Raw genomic sequence first — 24732 nt, 5'->3', positions numbered from 1 at the left:
TGCACTCTTCATTCAACAAAGTGCCCACACAGTTTGTCTTCTCTCTTCTTAATGAATTTGCCCTCAAGGCGTGCTGCGTATTCTACTCATTTCACTTCCCTTGTCAAACCCTTTCTGCAGTTTTTTTTGATTATTTTTATTTACTTATTTACTTCCATCCATATCGATTTCTTCTAAATCATGTTGAATTTATTTTAAACTTAATTGTAGATTGTAGCTGAGAAGTATTAATAACTATTTAAGAGACTTACTTAATCCGTTCATATACAAAAAATGTCATGTCGTATTGGTTTTTTTCGTCATGCTGGCGAAATTCTTCATTAACACAATACCATATCTCCTCATTAATTTTTGGAAAAAATACATCTGCAGTAAATTGATGGTGTATACGTGTTATATAAAGACGTGTTGATTTGTTAATTATTTCATTAAAAAGTTGCGCACCACCAATAATTATAATTTCTGAATTTTTATTAGTTTGCTGTAATGCTATTTCCAAAGAATCATAAAGAAGTACTCCTTCAATTGAGGGATTAGAACGACTTAATACTATATTTAAACGACCTGGCAATGGATGCCCTATAGACTCAAATGTTTTGCGGCCCATTATTATAGGCTTACCCATAGTAATTGCTTTAAAATGTTGCAGATCCGCAGGTAGGTGACAAAGCAATTGATTATTAACGCCTAATCCATCTGCCTCATCAATTGCAGCAATTAAACTAATGATAGTCACGATTGAGACCTGATAAAAGCCATTTTTTTAGCTATCTCTACTGCGGCTAACATGGATCCTGGATTCAGTAAATTTTTACCAGCCAATTCCAATGCAGTTCCATGATCAACAGAAGTACGAATTATAGGTAATCCTAAAGTTACATTAACAGCTTCATTAAAACCCGCGTATTTAAGTACCGGTAATCCCTGATCGTGATACATTGCAACATAAGCATCGCAGTCTTTTAAATGATCTTTAATAAAGAGAGTATCTGCAGGCATGGGCCCTTGCACATCAAGACCTTGATTTTGTAAAGTAATTAAGGCAGGTATAACCACGTTTATTTCTTCTCGTCCTAGATAGCCAGATTCTCCAGCATGCGGATTTAACCCAGCAACTTTAATGCGTGGTTTGACAATACCAAAATCTCTTATTAGTGATTGCTGTAACTGAGTAATTACTCGTATAATTAAGTCAGAAGTAATAGCGTCAGGAACCATTTTTAAAGGCAGGTGCGTTGTCACCAATGCAACTTTCATTAGCGTACAGGCAAGCATCATAACCACAGTTTCTGCTTGATAGAGATCGGCAAAAAACTCAGTATGCCCTGTAAATGCAATATTTGCTGCATTGATATTAGCTTTATGGACCGGAGCTGTAACTAGTGCGGAAAACTCTCCACTAGCACATAGTTCTGCTGCTTTACTCAATAATTTGATCACATAAGAAGCATTTTTTGGATTGAGCTGACCGCTAACCACTGCAGTGTTACATTCTACAGGTAGTATGAATAAACATCCTGGTTTGAATTTAATTACTTGTCCACTTTTATATTCTTTAAAATTAATGGCACGTTTTAATTCTTTTGCACGAGACTCCAATAGTGCTTGATCACCTAAAATTACCAAAGGATAATCATAATCGGCAAGAGCCAAGCACAGATCTGGACCAATTCCAGCTGGTTCACCACTACTAATCAGCAATGGCTTCATGCTAAATCCTTTTCAACAATATTAACATATGCGTCTGTACGAATATGTTGTTGCCAATTTTGCACTGCTTCAGCAAATTTACGTTGATGTAAAAATTGTCGGACTTGCTGTTTTTTAAATACAGTAGAATCGTCTTGTTGTTTACGACCTAAGACTTCGATTATATGCCAGCCAAATTGTGTTTTCACCGGTGAACTAACTTGATTTAAAGGGAGTTGATTCATCATTTTTTCAAACTCTGGTACAAGCTCACCTGGAGTAACCCAACCCAAATCCCCCCCTTTAACCGCGCTATTTACATCTAAAGAGTGTCGTTTCGCCATTTTTGCAAAATCTTTACCGGCTTTTAATTGTTGATAAATGTTATTTACTTGCTTTTTAACATCTTCGGGAAGCATGTTGGCATCAGGCTTTAAAAGAATATGTCGAACATGAGTTAAAGTAACGAGATGATGTTGTTCACCCTTAATCGCTATTAATTTGATCAATTGAAATCCATTACCCGCACGCAAAGGACCGACAACCTGACCAACTTTCATATTTATTACTTCTTTAGCAAAAAGTTCAGGCAATTCTGCTAAATGTTTTTCGCCTAAATCACCGCCTTCCAGTGCTAAATCACTACTGGATTTTTCTATAACTAAACGGCTAAAATCAGCACCTTTTTTAATGCTGTTCAATAAACGATCTGCATTGACTTTCGCTTTTCTTATTTGCTCTGGAGTTGATTCATCGTTTAAAAGAATCACTATATTTTGAAGATGATAGGTTAAACTACTACGATCGATTGGCAGATCATCGCCACTTTTCAAATATTGCTCTACTTGCTCATTTGTGATCATTACATCTCGACCTACCGCTTTTTGTTGTAAGTTAGCAAGAAGCATTTCCTTACGAATATTTTCACGGTATTCATTCCATTCCATGCCTTGTCTGATAATTTCTTCACGCATTTGCGATAAGGTGGCATGATTAGCAGCAGCAATTCGTTCAATTGCTTGTGTTAATTCAGCATCGTCAATGGTAATCCCATGCTCCTTAGCCATTTGCATTTGCAGATCAACATCAATTAAATGTTGCAATACTTGTTTGCGTAGAACAGAATCTGGAGGAAGTTGTATTCTCTGAGCAAGAAGCTGCTTTTTAGTAATAGTAACTTGCTTGTCAAGTTCACTTGAAGTAATTACTCCATTGTTTACCATAGCAACGACTCTATCTAATAGTTGTTTTGCCTGGGCCCCACTAACCGCTGTAAGCAATAAGCAAATGAGCGCTATTCTTTTATACATGCCTTAATCCTTATTTAACTTTTTTCGAACCATCTGTATGCGATCCTTAAGATATACCTATTCTACTTTAAAACATAATCTAACCTTTAAATTTACATGACACTAAGATATTTTTAATCAAAATACAAGCAACTTTGTTTAATTTTTATCATCCCTAAATGCCATCATAATTAACTTAGTGAAATGGATCATTATAGCCAGGGATATAGGTACGCAGTATACCGCTTGGATCACTATTTGCCACAGATCCTAAGCCTTTTAACACTATTTGCAAGTAGACATTATTGTTATATTGTGGTTCATAAGATGCTGTTAAATTTTTAAAGGCTCTTCCACCTAAAATCCGTATTGCCCAACAACAATTGTCATATTGCATGCCCAACATCGACATCATACTGTACCTTTTACTAATGTTTTGACTGTACGCGCCGATGGTGCTCCATTTTTCATTCAAAGGTAAAGAAAAGGCGACTATTGCTTGGTGCAACGCATTATTTGTGGCACCATTATTCCTAACAGCAGTAACATCCCCATTCACCAAATATGAGTATCCAAAATTAATGATTGAATTTGCAGCGGGCTGATAATGCAAATTTATATTGCCATTATTAGTCGCTGAAGTTGCAGGATCCCATATATAATCGCCAGTGATTTCCCAAACAGAATTCAGATGATAGACTGCCCTTGAGGCAATAGGCGAAGTAGCAGCAAAAGGAGAAAGCTGTCCTATCTCATAAGGATTAGAAAAGCACGGACCAGTTAGACTCCTACATAACTGTACTCGTCTGGAGGTAAAATACTTTATTTGGCCAATAGAAAAATTAGCGAGTTCCGTACCTGTTTGTTCTGATAACCAACGAGTAGTAATCGCATAAGTTAATTGATTAGCATCACCAATTCTATCAAACCCAGAAAAACGATTTGTTCTAAAAAGCTGATCGACGTTGAATATCATGTTGGCTGTATCATAGATTGGGATAGCACTTTGATCTTGATACGGAACACGCAAATAAAAAACGCTTGGTTCTAAAGTTTGGGTATACGAATCCTTCATAAAATTAAAATTTCTTTCAAAAAATAATTCACCTCGTACTGAATAGCGCGGAATAAAGCGGTTGTAATCAACATACTTTGGATTCAAATTATTGTTGACTTCATAATAATTTTCTACAAACTCTACAGATGGAGTTATGTATCCCCACGTTTTACGCAGTGGAAAAGAAAGTTCGGGGTTAAAATGTAGCCTTGGGCCCTGTGGCATTCCAATTTGCGCTCCCCATTTAGTACTAGGCCAAAAAAACTGATCATATTGCCCAAGAACATTTAAATTAGCACGTGCGGGTAAATCAAAATAATAACCGCGTGCCAAAAGTTGTGGCAAGCGTTCATACTGATCAATAATTGGCACCTCATTAACTGGATGCAACGTTTGGTAACTTTGAGCCATACCTTTAAAAACCCAATTTTCTGTGGTGTATGTCATGTCAGCCTGACGTAATAATTGCCTTTGGGTGATTAACGCTAAATTAGTACTAAAATCCTGAAAATAATAATCATCGGAAACTTGTTGTACGTTTACATTAAAGCGTAAATTAGGAGTAAACTCTGTTCTCGCCAAAATCCCTAAAGACCAACGGTTTGTAGAATTATCTTTAAGATGAGGAAATAGTTCTTCGTTATTATGCAAAAAATTACGATAAGCAGCATCATCAGGCAAAAAAGTTCCATTAATTACACCATAACTATTAGCTGATAAATAACGATACTCACCTCCCATCATTACACCACGCTCAGTATAAACATGAGGAATTAATGTCAAATCATAATTAGGTGCTAAATTCAAATAATAAGGCAGTCCCAAATCAAATCCACCCGTATTGGAATAACCACCTACTGGCATTAGAAAACCTGATTTGCGCTTTTTACTCGTAGGAAAACTTAAATAAGGTGTATAAAGAAGAGGCCATTCATGAATACGAAGTTTAACATCCCGAGCCACACCGATGGCTTTTTTATTATCAATGTAGATTGATTTCGCTTCTAGATCCCAGGTTTTATCTTGTGGTGCGCATGTTGTATAAGTTGCACGACGTAATAAATAATCTGAATTTGCTAATTTTTTCAATAAGTTAGCTCGACCCCATGCAGGTAATAAGGCATGCTTTTTATTCGTGTTAAATCGATAAAGCACGTCTTCTGTTTGTCCTGACTTATTATGTGGATTAATGATTGCTTTTCTAGCAATCACTAATTTATCTGGCTCTAAATAATGAACTTCTCCTAAAAATTCAATTTTTGTAATTTGCTTACTAATAGGATCGCGATAAACATATGCCGTTTGGGCATTAACTATTCGGTGCGTTTGCTGAATTTCCACATGACCGGACAAAATTGACGGTTTATTTTGATAAAAAAAAGCTTTATCTGCCATAATCCGTAACTCATCCACAGTGGCAAGAGGCGCTACGGTAATAGGTTGGTAAGATCCCAAACAAATAGGAGAACTTTGATCTGCTTTCCAGCCCAAACATTGGGCAAATCTAGCTCTTATTGCATCTGTTAAATCAACATCACGAGCAAGAACACAAGCATGTACTGGCTCATTAATCACAGGATCAGCATAAGCCCAAGTGTGATAAATCACCAACAGCGAAGTAAGAGCCATTGTCACACTACCCATCAGGAACCATTTTACTGAAATCTTGTTCACAAGTAATAAAATGCCTTATTATGCACTTAACAGAAATAATGGCAGAAAGTATATCATGCATGAAAGAGAAAACGCACTGGAAGAATGGCTTGTTCAGACGATAAAACAACACGACATTGTTATAACACCTTTGGCGGGAGACGCAAGTTTTAGAAGATATTTTCGCGTCCACTACAGTGGTTTAACTTCCGTGGTTATGGATGCTCCTCCTGATAAGGAAGATCTGAATTCTTTTATACATGTTGCTCAAACTTTGGAGCATGCTGATGTTTATACACCCAAAATACTTGCCGCAAATCTACAACAAGGCTTTTTGTTATTAAGCGATCTAGGGGATAAGCTTCTTTTAAATTCACTTCATACTGAAACAGCTAATAATTATTATCAACAAGCTATAAATACTCTACTTAAAATCCAATCATGCACGATTAACGATCCAATGCTTGCTTCATTTGATCATGCATTTACAATGAAAGAAATGACATTATGCTCAGAGTGGTTTCTCAAAACCTATCTCGCATTAGATCTTACTCATGAAGAAACTACGTTACTGCACCAGACGATGGAATGGATCGCCGCTGAAATCACGCAGCAACCATTAACATTTATTCACCGTGATTACCATTCACGTAATTTAATGCTAATCAATGATGAGAGAAAATTAGGTGTAATTGATTTTCAAGATGCCATGCATGGGCCAATTACTTATGATTTGGTTTCTTTACTCAAAGATTGCTACATATCCTGGCCACGAACAAAGGTTTTAGAATGGGTGGAGTTTTTTTATATTCAAAGTGCTTTAGCCAATAATTATTCTCTAGCAGAATTTATTCGTGCTTTTGATTTATGTGGGTTACAAAGACATTTAAAAGTTTTAGGTATCTTTTCTCGTCTGCATTTACGCGATAATAAATCTGTATATCTTAAAAGTTTACCTGTAACTTTGAAATATGTCCTTGAATGTACAGAAATTTACGAAGAGCTTCATCCGTTATTTCACTTTTTACAAATGCGAGTTTATTTACCATGAATACTGCTATGATTTTGGCTGCAGGGCGTGGTGAACGTCTAAAGCCATTGACAGAAATAACACCTAAAGCCCTGTGCATTATCAAAGGAAAACCATTAATTGAGCATCATGTTGTTAATTTAGCAAAGGCAGGTTTTGAGCGAATAATAATTAATCATGCCTATCTTGGGGGAAAAATTCGCCAACATTTGGGTAATGGAAGCCAGTGGGGAATTGAAATTTGTTATTCTCCCGAACCACCTGGAGGATTGGAAACAGGCGGTGGAATCGTAAACGCCTTACCACTTTTAGGAGACCAACCATTTATTACCATCAATGCAGATATTTATACTGATTTTAATTTCGCCCAACTCCCAACTCCAGAAAAGGATTCGCTTCATGTCATTCTGGTTAATAAAAATCAGGAATTAAAACATTATGGAGATTTTGGTTTAATAAATCAAAAACAATTAACTAATGCCAATCCAGAATATACTTTTGCCGGTATCTGTTGTTATGACCCTCAAGTATTTGCTGGTTGTAAACAGGGGCGCTATTCTGTTGCTCCTTTAATTAGACACTATGCGAAGAAGAACAAAGTTACTGCCAGTATTCACAGGGGTCTCTGGTTTGATATAGGCTCTCTTGAACGCTTGCAAGCAGCTAACAACTACACTATTTCTTACACTGCATCTATGAAGAGGGAGTAGTTGGTTTAGGTGTTTCTTCTGATGCAACTTCAGTTGCCTGCTTTGCAGATACCTGTGTCACTTCTTTAATGGCAGCATCAACGTCATATTGTGCTTGTGCCTCTTTTTGTTCCTCTGGATACTCACGTGGATTCATTACTGCATGAATCCCTTTTTCCGCCATAAATTCTTGCAGTCCACCCTCAGCCATTAAATTTTTAACAACATTTGCATTAATGCGGGTATTTTCATTTTGTGTCGTGTCATTGACATTGTATAAATAACCACCTTTTATTATATAATCTTTGCTTGCCAGCCATGCATTAAATAACATATCCAAAGAGGCTACTGAATCTGAATCTAGTACCTCATTGTTAGAAGAATAACCACGCACATAGTGTCCATTTTCGCTAAGCGCATAGTCTAGTTTCACCTCGGTTAACTTACCTACTAACTCTTTAGCAGCAGAGGCCGCCATATTTTTCTGCATATTTATTAAGCTTGAAGCTTCAACATATTGGCCTGACCAAGGTTGGTTAGTAACAGTCAGTTTGAATTTATCATACTCAACAAATTTTTCTATTGCGGAAATAATATTCTTTTTTAATTCAGGAGACTTATTTAAAAACTTTGCATTATCCGCTAAGTCCTTAACTCGAAAAGCAAGGTATTCAGCTCCCTCAATTGTGGACCCGGCCATTTCCATTGCGCTTTTAATTTCATTAGTAGAAGGAAATCGGGATAATGGCACTGTTGATTTATTCATAATCGACTCTCTTAAACAAAGACGTTTACTATTGAACTAAATTATAGCAAAAATGATGTCGTTTTACTGCCCCTTAGTGTTGGTTTTCATAAACGGGGATTTAATCTCATCAATTACTGAACTAAAGCTACTGTTCTTCATTGAATCAAAAGTAAATTCATCCACTAGAATAGCATCCCAGCGAGCTGCCTCTACAGCAAGCAAATCCTCCATTTCTTGTTGGGTTAATTCATTTTTTTCTATTTTTTCTTGTAATTTGCTACTTAAACGACCAAATTTAACTTTCTTTAAATCATTTACTTTTTTGGACAGAACATCATGTTCAATAATCAATTGTAATGCGTGTTCCATGCGATCTATAGGTTGCTTTGGATCATCACTTAAATAAAGTAATTTCTTTAAACGATTACGAAAATGGTTATTAGTAGTCATTAAATGAGCTAATTGTCGATCTAGTTTATCTGTTGGATAACGCATGGTTTGTCCGAAAGGAAATATGATGATACGTATTAAAAAACCTAAAAACCTAGATGGAAAGTTATGACATAGTGCTATCATTGATTTTTGTGTATGATAAAAGCAATAAGTAACGGCCCATTTTGCATGTAACTGCTCGTCAGGATTATCTTCATTTAACTGCACACTACGCAATGCAGCCATTGCCATGTAAAGATAAGATAGTCCATCAGCAAGTCGAGCTGATAAACGTTCTCGACGTTTTAGATCGCCACCTAAATAAATTAACGAAAAATCAGCGAGCCAAGCAAAAGCATGACTTAAACGAGTCAAACGCTTATATTCGCTTTTCATTACATTCTTAGGCACCCTAATAAATAAACCACCAGTCCAGGCAGAACAAATTGCTTTGGCAAAATTTTGCATGAAATAATGAATATGCTTCCAAATGATGTCTCTAAATCCAACTTTGTCCTGATTAGCCACTGCATAAAATTCATCACGTATAAAAGGATGACATGCCATGGAACCCTGGCCAAAAATTAACAGGTTTCGTGACATCACATTCGCTCCCTCTACCGTAATAGAAATAGGAATTCCTTGATACAAATTAGTCAAATAGTTACGAGGACCAACCACTACACCTCGTCCTGCATGCACATCCATAGTATTATTAATCACTATTCTTGCTAATTCGGTATTAAAATATTTAGTAATTGCTGAAGCGACTGAGGGCTTTTTGTGCTCATTAACTGCGGCAACGGTCAATAACCTAGTGGCATTTATTAAGTAACTTAAACCAGCAATTTCGGCAAGTTTTTCTTCGACACCTTCAAATTGTCCAATTTCTACATTAAATTGACGGCCAATACGTGCAAATGCCCCAGCAGTTAAATAAGAAACGCCAGAAGATCCTGCCCCCATGGCAGGTAAAGAAATTGAACGACCGATTGATAAACATTCAACCAACATTTGCCAACCACCACCTATTTTTTTTTGTCCACCTATTACAGCTGTAATAGGAACAAAAATATTTTTTCCACGAATAGTACCATTCATAAAAGGTTGTTCAGCGGGGAGATGGCGATTCCCAATTTCCAGATTTTTAGTGTCTCGAGGTACCAAGACACAAGTAATCCCCTCTACACCCTCATTTTGCAACAAATCATCAGGATCCTTTACATTAACAGCCAAGCCAATCAATGTAGCAATTGGAGCTAGAGTAATCCAACGCTTATCTAAGGTAATGTTTAAACCTAATACTTTTTTACCGTTAACGTTCTTTTGTTCCACAATCGCATCAGATTGAATGGACGTTGCATCACTTCCTGCCCCGGGTTCAGTTAAGGCAAAACAAGGAATATCAATGCCTTTGGCAAGACGTGGCAGATAATAAGCTTTTTGCTCATCGGTTCCATAATAATTAATTAACTCCCCTGGACCCAAAGAATTCGGTACCATTACAGTTACTGCTGCCACTCCAGAGCGGCTAGCAATTTTTAACACCACATCAGAATGCGCGCGAGCTGAAAAACCTTTACCACCATGCTCTTTGGGAATAACCAATCCAAAAAAGCCATTTTTCTTAAGATAAGTCCAGACGTTTTCAGGTAAATCATGCATTTGCGTGATTTCCCATTCATCAAGCATACTGCATAAAACCTGAGTTTCATTATCAATGAATGCTTGTTCTTCTACAGAAAGCGCTGTGGAAACTTTTGCTACTCTGTCCCAATCAGGTAATCCCTTAAAAATATCTTCTTCTAACCAGGTATCACCCGCGTTAAGAGCCTCTTCTTCTGTTTTTGATAATTTGGGAATAGACTTTCCAGCGGTTTTATATAAATGATCTGCAATTCTAAGACGCAAAGGCTCCATGTAAATAATGAGCAAAGCAATAACAATGAGAAACCAAAGCACAAAACCCACTATCCATGGAAGTCCGATGGCAAAAGTAGCAACAATTAAATAAAACACGCTACCTAACTCCCAAACCAGGGGATTCATAGCTCGATAAAGAACAACTAGCGTAAAGATCATATAAACTAAGAAAAAGAGCATAGCCATAAAAATACCTTCCTTCGCTTTTTTATTATTGCATGTAGTATATACTCTTTTATAAACAATAGTACATGACCGACACAGGGACTCATTTGCGCCTTTAAGGGAACCAAATACTATGAATCAACGATTGGTTTGGAATTTTGAATTTAGTTTTCCAACGACTACTTTTCAGCCAGAAATTTTAATTGACGAAAAATCTGAGGACATAAAATGGGAGGTTCGTTTTTTTTGGCCTGATGAGGAAATTATTATTCTGAATCCGATTGATAATTCATTACTCGACTTAGCGAACTACCAACGAAAGCATCGAGAAGATTATTACTTCTTGTTGCCTGGAAGCGACTACAATATCAAACGGCGTCATCATAAATTACTCTATAAACCATTACTTAAGCAATCCAAATTAGCATTTGGTTTTACTACCAAATTATCTATTCCATCATTGGATGAAGACGTTAAAAAATCCAGTCCTCATTTACAAGAGATTGCACATCGAGTGGCCACTGAAGGTAAAGAAGTTTACGTTAAAAAAGAAGCGCTTATCTATAAATTTCCAAGCACTCCAAGAGTAAAGTTGGAATTAGCACGACTGAAAGTCGATAAAAAGATCTATTACAGTGCCTGTATTGAAGGAAAATCGCGTGCATTAGTAGAATGCATCGCTGAGCACTTGCTAGATAAACGCGTTTCCTGCCAATATGTAACTTTTCTAAAAAACATTTTGCATTTATGATCAAAACATTATTAGCTATTATTTACAGTTTTGGCAAAATTGGTTTTATCTCCTTAGGAGGGGGTAATTCCATGCTAAGGCTCTTGGAATATGAAGCCGTTGACTATCGGCATTGGATTGGACAAGAGGAATTTGTAGCCATGTTAGGTTCCAGTTTTCTCTTTCCAGGACTTACTGCTGTTAAATTATCTGCACTAATTGGATATAAAGCTGCAGGCTTTTCTGGTTTAGTCCTCGCTGTTCTTTGTCTTAATTTACCTGGATTAATTATGACGGTACTAGGTTATCAATGGTTAATCAATCATGATGGACCTACCACACGTAAAATTATGGTAGGGGTTCAATACGGTGCGTTAGCTTTGTTAGTGGCAGCCAGTTATTCAGTTGCTCAGGGAGTAGTAAGTATGTATTTTTCCATCCCGGTAGCTGTTTGTTGTCTCTTATTTTTTCTTGCTTTAACTTTTTGGAATCTATCACCTTTTTATGGATTTATAGCTTTTATTGGTGTTTGTTTTTTGCTGGTACGTTGAATAGCTCCCCTTTCTCATCAAGGGGAAAATCATTTATTTAGGTTAAAAATGGAGTTTCCTTTGGACATAGTATTAGACAACCCTGAGTATTACATTAATAGGGAATTTTCTGCAATTGCATTTAACCAGCGAGTTCTCATGTTAGCAAATAATGAGCATGTTCCATTACTTGAACGAATGCGCTTTCTTAGCATTTGCAGTAGCAATCTGGATGAGTTTTTTGAGATACGCATCGCAGGACTTAAAGAAAAAATTGCCTTATCTTCAGGAAAATTAACCATTGATGGCTTACGCCCTGAGGAGGCTTTTAGCCACATAAGCCAAAAAACACATCTTTTAATTGATCAACTGTATTCACTATTCAACAAACAATTACTTCCTGCTTTGCGTAAAGAAAACATTCATTTTCTTGAGACCAATCAATGGAATGATGACATTCATTTATGGGCAAAGCATTATTTTAAACATGAAATTCAACCAGTTATTAGTCCTATTGCTTTAGATTTAGCTCATCCATTGCCTCAGATGATTAATAAAAGTTTAAATTTTATTATTTCTTTAAGCGGAAAAGACGCCTTTGACCGGAATATTAACTATGCGGTGGTGCATGCACCAAGATCAATACCAAGAGTAATTCATCTACCTTCCGAACTGTGTGAAGATGCGCATTATTATGTTTATTTGTCATCGATTATTACTACCCATGTCAATAGTTTATTTCCTGGAATGGAAATTAGTGGATGTTATGCATTTCGGCTGACCCGCAATAGCGATTTATTTTTACGAGAAGAAGAAATTGATGACTTGGCCCAAGCTGTACAAAGAGAAATTTTTTCCCGCCATTATGGTCATGTAGTTCGTCTTGAAATTGAAAAAAATTGCCCTGAAAAAATAGTTGATTTCTTGCTGCAAAAATATCATTTACGTCATGAAGATACCTATTATTGTGATGGGCCAGTCAATATCCAACGTCATATGGACGCCATCAATCACTTAGATAGACCGGATTTAAATTACCCAACGTTCACCGCTCAATATCCACAATTCCCAAAATCAGAACGAAATTTATTTAATGTTCTTGATGAACAAGACATTTTACTCCACCACCCTTATCAAAGTTTTGAAGTAGTTATTGATTTTGTGAGACAAGCCGCGGCAGATCCCAATGTTCTGGCAATCAGCCAGACGCTTTATCGTACTCACTCAGAATCAGCCATGGTCGATGCCCTAGTTGATGCGGCCCATTCGGGAAAAGAAGTTACCGCAGTTATCGAGTTACGCGCCCGTTTTGATGAAGAATCTAACTTAAAATTGGCAAACCGCTTACTTACGGCAGGCGTTTTGGTGCTGTATGGGGTTGTTGGTTATAAAACACATGCTAAAATAACGCTGGTGGTTCGACGAACTCATGGAAAATTAAAAAGTTACGTGCATTTAATTACCGGTAATTATCACGAACATACGGCAAGATTATATACTGATTTAGGTTTATTAACAGCGGAACCTACAATTGCTGGAGATACGCAAATTATTTTCCAACAATTAACGGGTCTAGGAAAAGTTGTGAAACTCAAAGCCTTAAGTCATTCGCCGTTCACTTTACAAAAAACCCTATTGAATTATATAGAACAATGCAATGCTGCCGCCTCAACAGGCACCGATACAGAAATTTTGCTCAAAGTAAATGGATTGACGGATAAAACAGTGATTCAGGCTTTATATAAAGCGTCGCAAGTAGGTGTGAAAATTAATTTGCTTGTGCGAGGGGTATGCTGTTTAAAACCAGGTGTGCCAGGAGTTTCAGAAAATATCCGCGTACTATCTTTTATTGGCCGCTTCTTGGAACATCATCGCATATTCTATTTTAGAATTGCAAATCAAGAGCATTATTTTTGTGCCAGTGCCGATCTCATGGAACGGAATTTATACCATCGCATTGAAATTATGTTTCCAATTCTGGATGAGCAATGTAAAAAACGCATTAAACAAGAGATTATTAAGAATTATCTTAAAGACAATTGCAATACCTGGGAAATGCAAAGTGATGGTAGTTATAAACCGTTAACGCAGGGGAATAATTCAGCACAGGAAAAATTAATTAAACTTTATCGAGATGAAGAACACGATATTTAACGTTATGGATATCGTATGGTTATTAGTTGCTCTTCATTCGGTGGAAGAAGCGACTTTCGCCACATCTTAACGCCTTGGCACGAGCTTTTTCACGTTGTGAGATTCAATAGTGTTGTTCTGTCACACATTCAGCGCTTAGCGGATCTTATCGATATATTTTCTATTTCATTGTGACTTAAGGCAAGTTAAGAAAAAAATTAATTGAAAGAATGTTAGCACAAAAATTAGGTACCCCAAAACGACGTATGTATTGATTCATGTATCCCATTTCCGTAGTAAATAGCGCATTAAAAGTATAAGACATACCTAAAAAAAATCGATTTTGATCAAAGCCTTGGCTGTTTTTACCTATGAAATTATTTTTATGCAAAAATAATTCATCTGAGCTTACTACTCCCCACTGTGGATAGGCAGACAAGGGAATGGCAAATTTTACCAGCTGACGTGCGCGGTATGCTGTTTTAGAATTATTCTCCAAAAAACGTTGTTCCATACGGGTACGACTGGTAAATGTAAAATAACGCAATTTCTTTACCCACAACAATTGCTCCCATATACGGTTTTCTTCAAAAGGATATTGCGTCAATGGTCTACCTGTATAAATCCATGCATAACCAAGCCATAGAGTTAATTCGGGATTAAGTGTATAGCCAAGTCCAGGGCGTAGTAAAATTTGTGTAAAATGCGTACTACTATCACCAAGGCGTTCTTGATTCTCTAACCAATATTTAAAAAGGCTATCGCTTTTATCGGCTTTATGAAAACTACCAATGACCGTTAAATTAAGCCAAGTCTGAAAATCATCTTCTGTGGCTGCCTGTGTCTGGAAAATAACTAGAAAAAAAAAGATTACTCTTAACAATAGATTCATGAGTTGCTGCCAGAACGTCTCTAATTTTAAATAAGGAACTAATACTGTACCTCGCCAGCTTAAAATTTTATCTCATTGAAAAAATAACAATCTTAGCATACTGATTGCTTTATCAAAAGCATAAGAAGAATAATCATTGTCATGAAACTGAATTAACTATATTAATTAAGAATTTTAAACATCATTAATTCGGTAAGAAACGCTCTTCATCAAAAAAAGATACCTGACCAGTTTTAATATCATGTAGTCCAGCAACAATTCCTACTTGATGGTTTTTAATTAATTCTCTAAGTATAGGGCTTTTCTCTTGTATTTCTCGTACTATTTGTAAGGTATTGTTTTTGGCAATTTCATCTATTAACTTTGGATTAGTACAATTGTTTAATCCTAGCTTTTTCATACTCGGTTTCACTACCGGTTGAATTTTATCTAAAACGTCCGTTAAGTGTCCTAACGTAACATTTTCACAAGCACCAGCTACTGCTCCGCATGAGGTATGTCCTAATACTACAATCAATCGTGCTCCTACTACCTTTGTTGCAAATTCCATGCTTCCTAAAATATCATTATTAAGAACATTTCCAGCAACCCGTAAAGTGAATAAATCAGCCAAGCCTTGATCAAAAAACAATTCTGGAATACTACGAGAATCCATACAGTTAAGTACTACTGCATAAGGATATTGACCAAATGATGCTTGCATGGCTTGTGCATGGTAATCACGAACAATAGTGGTATTCGTTAAAAAACGTTTATTTCCTTCTTTTAATTTGTTTAAAGCCTGCTTAGGAGTCATCTGTTGTTGTTTCGCTTGAGTAATGGTTTTACCTAATATTGGTATTTTTGTTGAATCTGTATCGGAAAATCCATTAGGTAACCAAGTGACACAATAAAATAATATAGCGAATCTAAATAGTGAACTGTTCATTATTCCCTCAATTTCTTTGTTATTATTTATTCCATTTAATAACTTTAGCAGAATAAATTAGATTTAGAGAAAATTTATCATACATACAATAGTCACACTTGAAATATAGGTTTATGCAATACATATCTACTTTATTCTATCGCAGTTTAAGATCTTTATTAATGTCGCACCATTATTTAAAAGGAATACTCCAAGTGTTCTCTCGTATTATTGCTATCTATTTGATTTGGGGTTTACGAATTTCATTTGATTGTTAATTGAATATCATCACCTAAGTGCAATTTTGCGTTAGTTGCACAGGGAATCGGAAAATTAGTAGAGCCATGCCCTATACCATTCATTTGTACTACGGGAATAGCACACTGCTCTGCAAAACGTTGTAACACAGGCTGTATTAATGAGCTGCCATTAGGTTCATCACCTCCCAGAAAATCACCCAGTAAGATTGCCGTTGCACCTTCAAGAACATTGGCTTGTTGCAAATGTTCTAACATGCGATCAATACGATACCCGCGTTCATTAACTTCCTCTAGTAAAATAAATTTATTACGGGCATCAATTTGCCAATTAGTTCCAATTCCAGACTGAATGATTGTTAAGTTACCCCCAGTAACACTAGATGCAATAACACGATTTTCTTTGGCAAGTTGATTCAGTGGTTTTAATCCAGAAAACACTACGGAGGTCAATTCAGCAAATAAAATTGATTTTAAGGAATTAATTGATTCTGCACTGTATCTATGGGGTGATGCGGCGCCATGAACTGTAACCCACCCCCACTGCTGTTGTAAATACAATTGCAAACAAGTTATATCACTCATACCTACAAAAATTTTGGGAATTTCAGGAGGTTGTACTGATGCTAGTTTGGGAATCAGACGCATGGCACCATAACCGCCCCGAACGCAAATAATTGCCTTTGTTTTAGGATTTTTTAAGGCCTCTTTTAAATGTAGGAAACGTGCTTCGTCAGTATTGGCACAAAGTAAATCAGGAGCAAAAATATCATCTTTGATAATGCAATTTAGCTGCCAAGATTCAAGCAATTTTTTTAATGCCAATAATTCGCCGTCAGAGCAACGTGAAGCGGGTGCTATCAGTTCAACAAAGTCACCAGGCTTTAATACAGGTAATGAATTCATCTTTTTATCTTCTTAATGGAGCATCCACCATTGTACTCATAAAAATCCTAAATTAAGAGGGTCTTACTTAATTTTCCTGCTTCTTCACAAACCAAGCGTGGTAATAAATACCCAGGTACTAATTTTTGCAGTTGTTGATAAATAGTTTGAACCCTCACAAAAGGTAAATCAAAATGAGCCGCCCCTTTTACTTTATCTAAAGTATGTAAATAATAAGGAATAACATGTTGCGCAAACAACGAATGGCTTAACGCAGCTAAAACATGGGCATCATCATTGATTCTAGATAATAAAACAGCCTGATTTAATAAATGACACCCCATGTGACGTAACTTATGTAGCGCTTGCCGTACTAAATCATCATCCAGTTCCTGGGGATGATTACAATGCAAAACAATTACTTTTTTTAGCTTACTCCTAGCTAATACTGTATGAAAACCAGCATCAATCCGCTCTGGAAAAACTACAGGAATACGCGTGTGAAATCGCAAAGTATGCACATGAGGAATTTGTTCCAACTGTTGAATTAACTCAGCTAAAACAAGATCAGAGGTTAGCAATGGATCTCCCCCACTTAAAATAACCTCGGTGATACTGCTATCTTTAGCAATGTAATCACAAATGGCTTTAAAGCCATTACGACCCGGATTATTGTCTTGATAAGGAAAATGCCTGCGAAAACAAAAACGACAATTAACAGCACAAACACCAGTCAGAGTTAACAAAACTCGTCCATAATATTTATGAATTAATCCTTTTACGGGATTACGCGCTCGTTCTTGAAGAGGATCTAATTCATAGCCCTCAGTGGGTTCAAGCTCAGTTGCTGTCGCTAAAATTTGTAACAATAGAGGATCATTAGGATTTCCCTTTTGCATGCGTTTGGCAAATCCTAAAGGAACTCGCGTAGAAAACTGCTGCTCAGCCAATAAACTGTCAGGTGATTCAGGCAATTCCAAATAATTTAATAAATCGCCAACCGAAGAAAATCCTTGCGCTAAATTTTTTTGCCAACTTAAATAGGTATCTCGCATTAATAACATAGACTTGATAAACTGTGCGCACTTTAACGAAAACCAAGAAAAATCTCAACTGTGGAGTACTCATGGCAAACTACGGCAGCAACGAATTAAAAAATGGTATGAAGGTAATGGTTGATGATGCTCCGTGCAACATTCTCGAATGTGAATTCGTAAAACCAGGGAAAGGACAAGCATTCACCCGTATTAAAATTCGTAACTTAAAAACAGGGCGAGTGGTAGAACGTACATTAAAATCAAATGAAACATTACCCTCAGCTGACGTAGTGGATATGGAAATGCAGTATCTCTACAACGATGGTGAGTTGTGGCATTTTATGGTTCCAGATAATTTTGAGCAATATGCTTTAACTAAAGAACTACTTGCCGATACAGCACAATGGTTAAAAGAACAAGACATTTGCATTATTACTCTTTGGAATAATGAACCCATTCAAGTGGTACCACCAACATTCGTAATTCTTGCAATTGTTGAAACTGATCCTGGATTAAAAGGTGATACCTCTGGAGGGGGGGGGAAACCAGCAACTTTAGAAACTGGAGCCGTTGTTCGTGTCCCTTTATTTGTTCAAACCGGCGAATTAATTAAAGTAGATACACGAAAAGGTGAATACGTTTCGCGTGTAAAAGAATAACTTTAGAAGGAAGGTGCAAGGAAACTTCAGTAAACATCACCAGCGCACCACAGGTATAAAAAGACTCGAGCATTAAATCAAAAAAACTTTATTTATATATTTAATGGGGGCCTTATGGCCCCACCTAATTTAATAGACATTGTATGAGTCAAACATACCCCAATAACCTACATCACCTAAATCATCATATCCATAATAATAAGCATCGTTCCAATATGGCCCCCCATAAAACCCCACTGAATAAACATAAGGGCTCTTATAAGCAGGTGTATAATACACAGTGTCCGTAACACAGCCGTTTAGCAAAAACATGGAAATAACCATAATTACAGCAAGAATTAATTTGTTCATGGCCTCTTCCTAATTATGAGTAACTCTGCCTTTATAAGCAAAAATCAGAAAGAACTTCATCTATACAAACCTTCATCCAACCGGCCCCATATTGGGACAAAGAGGATAATAAGGAAGTTCTTTAAGAGCTAAAAACTCCAATTGTTTCCTCTTACCCGTAGTAATAATAATGACGCCAATGATGGTTACGATGCCAATTATGCCAATGATGTAAATGTCTGTGATGCAAATAGGCATAGCTTGCGCCTGCTTTAGTTCCTGGGTTAGAATCTATAGAATACATAGCATCTGAGCGTAATTCTGGATTATAAAGAGTGGAACTGGATGCAGCAAAAGCTGAAGCAGATAAAAACAAAGGGGTACTAATGACTAATGGAATAATAAATTTTTTCATGATAGCCTCCTAGCCAAATTAACATGGCATTCTTATCAATGCTAATTAATTATACAGCATGATTCTTGTTTGAGCAAAATTTGTCTTGTTTTTAGTGTTGCAAATTAGAGATAGGGTATTTATTGGGAGAAAAATCTTAATAACATTTACTTAAGAATACAGGTAATAATTTCCCGAATCCTGAGCCGCAATTAAATTATGCTTTGGAGGTTATGCTGAGTTTAAGGCTTCCTACCTTGGCACCTTATGTAGGCTTGCACACCCCTCATCAAACTACCTCCCCTCTGAATGATAAATGGTTCAGACAGGTTGAATTACTACCTATATGCATAAATAATACACTATTAGGGAGGTTATTGTATTTTTTTACACCTATTTAACACCTTCCATATTTCTTCGAGTTCCGCAATAATAGAATCGGAGCCCGAAAAATTGGCTGAGTTATCTATTTTTTATTACGAGCCAAATGATTCGCAGAAGCCTGGGCAGTAGGCATAATAATCATTTGTTCCACATCAATATGTTGTGGACGCGTAATACAATAAACAACAGCATCAGCAATATCTTCTGCTGTGAGAGGACGAAAATCCTGGTAAAATTCTTTTGCTCTCTGTTTATCTTGCCAACGCACTTCACTAAATTCAGTTTCCACTGCCCCCGGCGCAATTTCAGTAACACGAACTGAGCTACCTAACATATCCAAACGCATCGATTTTGAAATGGCATGTACAGCATGTTTCGTCGCAGAATAAATATTGCCATTTGGATAATACTCATGCCCTGCGATAGAACCGATATTTACTACATGACCACAATCTCGCGCTAACATCCCAGGAAGTACAGTGCGACTAACATAAAGTAGACCTTTAACATTAGTATCAATCATTGTATCCCAATGCGCGATACTACCTTGTTGAACAGGCAAGGTATCCAATGCCAAACCAGCATTATTAATTAGTACATCAATAGACTGCCATTGGCTGGGTAAGGACTCTAACTGATTTGTTACTTGCTGAGATTCGCGTACATCCAGCATCATAATATAATGCTCTTGATCGTATTTATCCTTTAACTCTTTGACCAAGTCTTTTAAACGTTCTACTCGACGAGCACTTAAGATTAAACGCGCCCCTTGTGCAGCACATAACTGAGCACAGGCATAACCGATTCCACTAGAAGCCCCTGTAATTAAAACAATTTTATTATTTAATAAATTCATTACTACTTTACCTCATATAAAATTAACATTATTTTTTAATATGAATTTAATAACCGCATTACTTCATCATCTGTAGTTTGGCTAAAATTGTCATACCATAAACCAACCGCATAAAAATGTGCAGGTTGGAGTGGACAAATTATTTCTTTTACCAGGACAGCTAATTCATCACAAATAGAACGCGCAGCAACTGGAACAGCAATAATTATCGCCGCTGGCTTTTTCTGTTTTAATGCAGCTAAGGCAGCACGCATTGAATAACCAGTAGCCATACCATCATCAACAAGAATAATAGTTTTTCCTTCTAGGGAAGGATAGGGTTTATTCCCACGATAGATCTGTTCGCGGCGAATCAATTCTTCCTTCTCTGCATGCAACACCTCATCAATCGCCTCTTTTTTATCTGCAAAACTTCCATAGTGTCTTCATTAAAAACAAGCACGTTTCCGGAAGCAATAGCGCCCATAGCATATTCTGTATGATCAGGTACCCCTAGTTTCCGAACTATAAAAACATCTAAGGGTACTTCAAGTCTCGTGGCAATTTCATAAGCGACGGGAACACCGCCACGTGGTAATGCCAAGACAATTGTATTTTTTTGGTACATATTCTTTCAGTAAATCAGCCAGAACTATACCTGCTTGCTGGTGATTAGCATACTTCATGCGATCACTCTCCACAGATCATAGAAATTAAAGTTTATATTCCCTTATTGAAATACTCAAATACATGCCATTGTGCTATATTTTATCAATATGCTCTTGTTCACACGAAAGGAATCAATCATGAATATTACTGAAAAAATAATTCATGCTCATCTTCTTGATGGAAAAATGGAGGCAGGTAAGGAAATTGCCTTAAAAATGGATCAGACACTCTGCCAAGATGCCACTGGTACTTTAGTAATGCTTGAATTAGAAGCCATGTGTTTAGAGCGCACGAAAGCTGATATTTCTGTACAATACGTCGATCATAATTTAATTCAAGAAGATAATAAAAATCCTGATGATCATCTTTTTCTTGAAAGTGCGGCCAGACGTTTTGGTCTTTATTTTAGCCGCCCAGGAAATGGTATAAGTCATGCAGTGCACATGCAAAATTTCGGAAAACCTGGTCAAACATTAGCGGGCTCTGATAGTCATACTTGCGCTGCAGGATCCATGGCTATGCTTGCCATTGGCTCGGGAGGCTTGGAAGTGGCAATGGCCATTGCTGGCTATCCTCTTTATATTAAAATGCCTAAAATATTAGGAGTAAAATTAACTGGAAAACTACCTGATTGGGTTAGTGCTAAAGATGTGATTCTGGAAATGCTGCGTCGTTATGATGTCAAAGGCGGTGTAGGTTATGTCATTGAATATTATGGTGATGGATTAAAACATTTATCTGCTATGGATCGCCATGTGATTGCAAACATGGGTGCTGAACTTGGGGCCACATCCACTGTCTTTCCTTCTGATAACCGAACTAAAGAATTTTTAAAAAGCCAAGGACGTGAAAAAGATTGGTTTGAATTAAAAGCAGATCCTAAAGCCACTTATGACAAAGAAGATGAGATTAACTTATCCACTTTGGAACCACTTATAGCGAAACCAACCAGCCCAGGTAATGTAGTACCTGTTGCAAAAATAGCTGGTGAGGAAATTTATCAAGCTTATATTGGTTCTTCAGCAAATCCAGGCTATCGTGATTTTGCCATTGCGGCGCAAATAGTCAAAGGGCATACTTTAAAACCTAATATTTCTCTGGACATTAATCCCAGCTCGCGCACTATTTTGGAAGAGCTGGCACATGAGGGTCATTTAGGGAGTCTAATTCACGCGGGTGCACGTATTCATCAAGCAGGATGTAATGGCTGTATTGGTATGGGACAAGCTCCAGCAACTCATAAAAACAGTTTACGTACTGTGCCCCGTAATTTTCCAGGACGTTCAGGAACTATGGAGGATAAAGTATTCCTATGCAGTCCTGAAACAGCGGCAGCCTCAGCATTAACAGGCATTATTACCGATCCTAGAACCTTGAATATGTCTTACCCAAAGGTAACTCTACCTAAAAAAACAATACTAAATCGTGCCTGTATTGAATCCCCCATAAATGTAAACGATGCGAAAAAAATTAAATTATTAAAAGGACCCAACATTGTTTCCCTTCCAGAACTTGATCCCTTACCCAAATCATTAAATCTACCAATTCTCCTTATTGTCGGAGATAACATTTCCACAGATGAAATTTCTCCTGCGGGCGCTAAAGTGCTCCCTTATCGCAGTAATATTCCTATGATCAGTGAATTTACTTACATTCATGTTGATGAAGATTATGTTACTCGCACAAAAAAACATAAAAAAGGCCATGTCATTATAGGTGGAGAAAACTATGGGCAAGGCTCAAGTAGAGAACACGCTGCCTTGGCACCACGTTATTTAGGACTACGAGTAGTGATTGCTAAAAGTTTTGCGCGCATTCATTGGCAAAATTTAATCAATTTTGGTATTTTGCCTTTGGTTTTTAAGAATCCAAAAGATTATGACGCGATTAAATTAGCTGATAAAGTAGAAATTACTGATATAACCAATCTACTGAATAAAGAATTATTTAAAATAAAAATTCATGGTAAGGAAATCGAGGTGCAACAGACTTTATCTAAACGACAAAAAAAGATACTTGCTCTGGGTGGATTAATTAATTGGATTAAATTGGATTTGAAAAAAAGTAAATAAATAGCCATTAAATATGGCTATTGGTTGACTACTTAAAAATCAACCAATAGTTAACATCTTAACATGATTTGTAAAAAATAATTTTGTTTATTTAACGGAATTTAATATTGTTAAGGGTTGAATACACCGTTCAATCAATCTATATGAATGAGCTTACCTGAAGCCATACAAGCACCAATACTCCCTGTTACACGTTCTTTACAATCAATATTACCTTCATCTGTGCAAATATACTCCATCTCAATTGGATTACCAATCATCGCTCTGATTAACCGTGGTCCCTTCCCTGGCATTCCCGCATGCATTATTTTTCTATTATCGATTAATAAAATATCTCCTTTCTTCCATATACAGGATGAATAATAATTTCTCATTAATCGAGCCAGATTTTTAACCTCTTTAGCATTAAAACAACTTCCAACCTTTTCGGAATTAAAAAAATGATCATTCATCTTATTTGCTTTAAATTCAGCAAATTTAGAGCATAAAATCTTATATGAATGTTTTGGCGATTTAAAAAAAGCAATAAAAATAACCGCTAAAAACTCTATCGAATTAAAAATAAAAGTGGGTAATTTCCAAAAAAATCGATGCCAAAACCAAATCGTTCCTTGATAATCAGTCATAAAGCACTTTCGCAGTTCTTTATTAAGCTTTGGCAGTTCAAACAAATTAATTGCCAAGGCTTTTTCTTTAGTAAGAGGATGTTCAAATACACTGGGTTTGTACATTAAGATAAATCGATTAGTTCCCTCTCCAATAATAGGGAGCTGAAAATGCTGAGCTATTTGTTCTACTTTTTCTGTCGAAATTTTATATCGTTCGGCAACTTTAGTTACCAACCATTTGGATACAAAATACGCATTCTTTTCTAATTTTTTTTTCAGCTCCTCATTTAAATCCTGATAAATTTTTGCGGTATTGATAATACCTGTTTCACCGCCTAGCTTAGACGGTTCTAAACAGCAAAAACAAATATAAGCCGGGACATCTGCTGAATAATAATTTTCGGTATGAAAACCCCCAAGATATAAGGTACCACCTGTTTTATAAATGGAGTTGGTTTGCAAAACAAATTGACTATCCTTTACATGATCACGACCATTTTCTGACATAAATGCTTCACTAATCCCGCAAAAATCCGGGATACTCAAAATGGTTTTTTCAAACTGCTCATCAGAACTGATATCAAAACCTCGTAACAAGATTGCTCCATAATTTGCCATATCCTCAAGCAGTTTTGTTGCATTCTTAGCCACAAATTGTTGCAAAAATTCACAACAGGTCTCGCCCTCAGCTTCAATCACCAAAGGCATTTCTTTTTCTTCTGATAAAACCACGCG

Annotated in this window: 23 protein-coding genes; 7 read left to right on the top strand and 16 right to left on the bottom strand. The window is 36.6% G+C overall.

The window, feature by feature from the left end:
* Nucleotides 1-247: 247 nt before the first annotated feature.
* From WA877_RS01115 to WA877_RS01100, 4 genes are all read right to left on the bottom strand, one after another.
* Nucleotides 248-736, bottom strand: coding sequence for a dihydrofolate reductase (locus WA877_RS01115; RefSeq protein WP_425169100.1), 489 nt, complete (start codon nucleotides 734-736; stop codon nucleotides 248-250).
* Complete coding sequence (gene pdxA, locus WA877_RS01110; RefSeq protein WP_425169099.1) at nucleotides 733-1710, bottom strand: 4-hydroxythreonine-4-phosphate dehydrogenase PdxA; 978 nt, start codon at nucleotides 1708-1710, stop codon at nucleotides 733-735. The genes WA877_RS01115 and pdxA overlap by 4 nt, the downstream gene beginning before the upstream one ends.
* Nucleotides 1707-2999 carry a peptidylprolyl isomerase gene (locus tag WA877_RS01105; RefSeq protein WP_425169098.1) on the bottom strand — a complete coding sequence of 431 codons (1293 nt, stop codon included), beginning with the start codon at nucleotides 2997-2999 and terminating at the stop codon, nucleotides 1707-1709. Before WA877_RS01105 ends, pdxA begins: the two co-directional genes overlap by 4 nt.
* A 175-nt stretch (nucleotides 3000-3174) precedes the next feature.
* Nucleotides 3175-5679 (bottom strand): LPS-assembly protein LptD, encoded by a 2505-nt coding sequence (locus WA877_RS01100; RefSeq protein WP_425169101.1) that lies wholly within the window; start codon nucleotides 5677-5679, stop codon nucleotides 3175-3177.
* Nucleotides 5680-5764: 85 nt separating this feature from the next.
* Between WA877_RS01100 and WA877_RS01095 the strand changes: the two genes are divergently transcribed.
* Together WA877_RS01095 and murU are read left to right on the top strand one after the other, a co-directional pair.
* A complete protein-coding gene (locus WA877_RS01095) occupies nucleotides 5765-6739 on the top strand; it encodes an aminoglycoside phosphotransferase family protein (RefSeq protein WP_425169097.1) in 975 nt (324 codons plus the stop codon).
* Nucleotides 6736-7428, top strand: coding sequence for an N-acetylmuramate alpha-1-phosphate uridylyltransferase MurU (murU, locus tag WA877_RS01090; protein WP_425169096.1), 693 nt, complete (start codon nucleotides 6736-6738; stop codon nucleotides 7426-7428). The genes WA877_RS01095 and murU overlap by 4 nt, the downstream gene beginning before the upstream one ends.
* On the opposite strand, the gene WA877_RS01085 is transcribed toward murU, so the two are convergent.
* Nucleotides 7412-8173 (bottom strand): hypothetical protein, encoded by a 762-nt coding sequence (locus WA877_RS01085; RefSeq protein ID WP_425169095.1) that lies wholly within the window; start codon nucleotides 8171-8173, stop codon nucleotides 7412-7414. The genes murU and WA877_RS01085 overlap by 17 nt on opposite strands.
* A gap of 63 nt (nucleotides 8174-8236) precedes the next feature.
* Nucleotides 8237-10696 carry an acyl-CoA dehydrogenase gene (locus WA877_RS01080; RefSeq protein ID WP_425169094.1) on the bottom strand — a complete coding sequence of 820 codons (2460 nt, stop codon included), beginning with the start codon at nucleotides 10694-10696 and terminating at the stop codon, nucleotides 8237-8239.
* Between the two features lie 112 nt (nucleotides 10697-10808).
* Between WA877_RS01080 and WA877_RS01075 the strand changes: the two genes are divergently transcribed.
* From WA877_RS01075 to ppk1, 3 genes are read left to right on the top strand one after another with little or no spacing between them, the layout of a single operon-like run.
* Nucleotides 10809-11426 carry a hypothetical protein gene (locus tag WA877_RS01075; protein WP_425169093.1) on the top strand — a complete coding sequence of 206 codons (618 nt, stop codon included), beginning with the start codon at nucleotides 10809-10811 and terminating at the stop codon, nucleotides 11424-11426.
* Nucleotides 11423-11956, top strand: a complete 534-nt coding sequence (locus WA877_RS01070; protein ID WP_425169092.1) for a chromate transporter — start codon at nucleotides 11423-11425, stop codon at nucleotides 11954-11956. Before WA877_RS01075 ends, WA877_RS01070 begins: the two co-directional genes overlap by 4 nt.
* A gap of 60 nt (nucleotides 11957-12016) precedes the next feature.
* The gene (gene ppk1 / locus WA877_RS01065; RefSeq protein WP_425169091.1) at nucleotides 12017-14089 is read left to right on the top strand and encodes a polyphosphate kinase 1; all 2073 of its coding nucleotides are present in this window, start codon (nucleotides 12017-12019) and stop codon (nucleotides 14087-14089) included.
* Nucleotides 14090-14264: 175 nt separating this feature from the next.
* Here ppk1 and WA877_RS01060 read toward each other — a convergent pair whose 3' ends face one another.
* The 4 genes from WA877_RS01060 to epmB all read right to left on the bottom strand — a co-directional run bounded on the left by WA877_RS01060 (nucleotide 14265) and on the right by epmB (nucleotide 18064).
* Entirely contained in the window at nucleotides 14265-14960 is a 696-nt protein-coding gene (locus WA877_RS01060) for a DUF2490 domain-containing protein (RefSeq protein WP_425169090.1), read from the bottom strand.
* A gap of 184 nt (nucleotides 14961-15144) precedes the next feature.
* Complete coding sequence (locus WA877_RS01055) at nucleotides 15145-15888, bottom strand: carbonic anhydrase family protein (RefSeq protein WP_425169089.1); 744 nt, start codon at nucleotides 15886-15888, stop codon at nucleotides 15145-15147.
* Nucleotides 15889-16130: 242 nt separating this feature from the next.
* Complete coding sequence (locus WA877_RS01050) at nucleotides 16131-17030, bottom strand: S66 peptidase family protein (RefSeq protein WP_425169088.1); 900 nt, start codon at nucleotides 17028-17030, stop codon at nucleotides 16131-16133.
* 47 nt (nucleotides 17031-17077) lie between these two features.
* Nucleotides 17078-18064, bottom strand: a complete 987-nt coding sequence (gene epmB, locus WA877_RS01045; protein ID WP_425169087.1) for an EF-P beta-lysylation protein EpmB — start codon at nucleotides 18062-18064, stop codon at nucleotides 17078-17080.
* 71 nt (nucleotides 18065-18135) lie between these two features.
* Here epmB and efp point away from each other — a divergent pair, with 71 nt between their 5' ends.
* Entirely contained in the window at nucleotides 18136-18705 is a 570-nt protein-coding gene (gene efp, locus WA877_RS01040; protein ID WP_425169086.1) for an elongation factor P, read from the top strand.
* Between the two features lie 129 nt (nucleotides 18706-18834).
* Here the strand turns inward: efp and WA877_RS01035 are convergent, their stop codons facing one another.
* The 5 genes from WA877_RS01035 to WA877_RS01015 all read right to left on the bottom strand — a co-directional run bounded on the left by WA877_RS01035 (nucleotide 18835) and on the right by WA877_RS01015 (nucleotide 21252).
* The gene (locus tag WA877_RS01035) at nucleotides 18835-19056 is read right to left on the bottom strand and encodes a hypothetical protein (RefSeq protein ID WP_425169085.1); all 222 of its coding nucleotides are present in this window, start codon (nucleotides 19054-19056) and stop codon (nucleotides 18835-18837) included.
* 151 nt (nucleotides 19057-19207) lie between these two features.
* A complete protein-coding gene (locus WA877_RS01030; protein WP_425169084.1) occupies nucleotides 19208-19450 on the bottom strand; it encodes a hypothetical protein in 243 nt (80 codons plus the stop codon).
* Between the two features lie 445 nt (nucleotides 19451-19895).
* Nucleotides 19896-20669: an SDR family NAD(P)-dependent oxidoreductase gene (locus tag WA877_RS01025; protein ID WP_425169083.1), complete on the bottom strand. Its 774-nt coding sequence runs from the start codon at nucleotides 20667-20669 to the stop codon at nucleotides 19896-19898.
* Nucleotides 20670-20704: 35 nt separating this feature from the next.
* Nucleotides 20705-21049, bottom strand: a complete 345-nt coding sequence (locus WA877_RS01020; protein ID WP_425169082.1) for a phosphoribosyltransferase — start codon at nucleotides 21047-21049, stop codon at nucleotides 20705-20707.
* Nucleotides 21022-21252, bottom strand: coding sequence for a hypothetical protein (locus WA877_RS01015; protein WP_425169081.1), 231 nt, complete (start codon nucleotides 21250-21252; stop codon nucleotides 21022-21024). Before WA877_RS01015 ends, WA877_RS01020 begins: the two co-directional genes overlap by 28 nt.
* A gap of 202 nt (nucleotides 21253-21454) precedes the next feature.
* Here WA877_RS01015 and WA877_RS01010 point away from each other — a divergent pair, with 202 nt between their 5' ends.
* Nucleotides 21455-23389 (top strand): aconitate hydratase, encoded by a 1935-nt coding sequence (locus WA877_RS01010; protein WP_425169080.1) that lies wholly within the window; start codon nucleotides 21455-21457, stop codon nucleotides 23387-23389.
* Between the two features lie 134 nt (nucleotides 23390-23523).
* Here WA877_RS01010 and WA877_RS01005 read toward each other — a convergent pair.
* The coding region (locus WA877_RS01005; protein ID WP_425169079.1) for a TauD/TfdA family dioxygenase at nucleotides 23524-24732 on the bottom strand (1209 nt) is incomplete at its 5' end.

It is taken from the genome of Legionella sp., from assembly GCF_049790535.1.
Classification (GTDB): Bacteria; Pseudomonadota; Gammaproteobacteria; order Legionellales; family Legionellaceae; genus Legionella.
The sequence above is the reverse complement of the archived record's forward strand: the minus strand, read 5'-3'. Positions and strand labels throughout refer to the sequence as shown.

Excerpts from the sequence above, each read along its gene's own strand:
- pdxA (WP_425169099.1), bottom strand. The coding sequence starts at position 1,710 with ATGAAGCCATTGCTGATTAGTAGTGGTGAACCAGCTGGAATTGGTCCA.
- WA877_RS01060 (WP_425169090.1), bottom strand. The coding sequence starts at position 14,960 with ATGAATCTATTGTTAAGAGTAATCTTTTTTTTTCTAGTTATTTTCCAG.
- epmB (WP_425169087.1), bottom strand. The coding sequence starts at position 18,064 with ATGCGAGATACCTATTTAAGTTGGCAAAAAAATTTAGCGCAAGGATTT.
- WA877_RS01105 (WP_425169098.1), bottom strand. The coding sequence starts at position 2,999 with ATGTATAAAAGAATAGCGCTCATTTGCTTATTGCTTACAGCGGTTAGT.
- WA877_RS01070 (WP_425169092.1), top strand. The coding sequence starts at position 11,423 with ATGATCAAAACATTATTAGCTATTATTTACAGTTTTGGCAAAATTGGT.
- WA877_RS01055 (WP_425169089.1), bottom strand. The coding sequence starts at position 15,888 with ATGAACAGTTCACTATTTAGATTCGCTATATTATTTTATTGTGTCACT.
- efp (WP_425169086.1), top strand. The coding sequence starts at position 18,136 with ATGGCAAACTACGGCAGCAACGAATTAAAAAATGGTATGAAGGTAATG.
- WA877_RS01035 (WP_425169085.1), bottom strand. The coding sequence starts at position 19,056 with ATGAACAAATTAATTCTTGCTGTAATTATGGTTATTTCCATGTTTTTG.
- WA877_RS01075 (WP_425169093.1), top strand. The coding sequence starts at position 10,809 with ATGAATCAACGATTGGTTTGGAATTTTGAATTTAGTTTTCCAACGACT.
- WA877_RS01100 (WP_425169101.1), bottom strand. The coding sequence starts at position 5,679 with ATGGGTAGTGTGACAATGGCTCTTACTTCGCTGTTGGTGATTTATCAC.
- WA877_RS01050 (WP_425169088.1), bottom strand. The coding sequence starts at position 17,030 with ATGAATTCATTACCTGTATTAAAGCCTGGTGACTTTGTTGAACTGATA.
- WA877_RS01030 (WP_425169084.1), bottom strand. The coding sequence starts at position 19,450 with ATGAAAAAATTTATTATTCCATTAGTCATTAGTACCCCTTTGTTTTTA.
- WA877_RS01025 (WP_425169083.1), bottom strand. The coding sequence starts at position 20,669 with ATGAATTTATTAAATAATAAAATTGTTTTAATTACAGGGGCTTCTAGT.
- murU (WP_425169096.1), top strand. The coding sequence starts at position 6,736 with ATGAATACTGCTATGATTTTGGCTGCAGGGCGTGGTGAACGTCTAAAG.
- WA877_RS01010 (WP_425169080.1), top strand. The coding sequence starts at position 21,455 with ATGAATATTACTGAAAAAATAATTCATGCTCATCTTCTTGATGGAAAA.
- WA877_RS01080 (WP_425169094.1), bottom strand. The coding sequence starts at position 10,696 with ATGGCTATGCTCTTTTTCTTAGTTTATATGATCTTTACGCTAGTTGTT.
- WA877_RS01095 (WP_425169097.1), top strand. The coding sequence starts at position 5,765 with ATGCATGAAAGAGAAAACGCACTGGAAGAATGGCTTGTTCAGACGATA.
- WA877_RS01085 (WP_425169095.1), bottom strand. The coding sequence starts at position 8,173 with ATGAATAAATCAACAGTGCCATTATCCCGATTTCCTTCTACTAATGAA.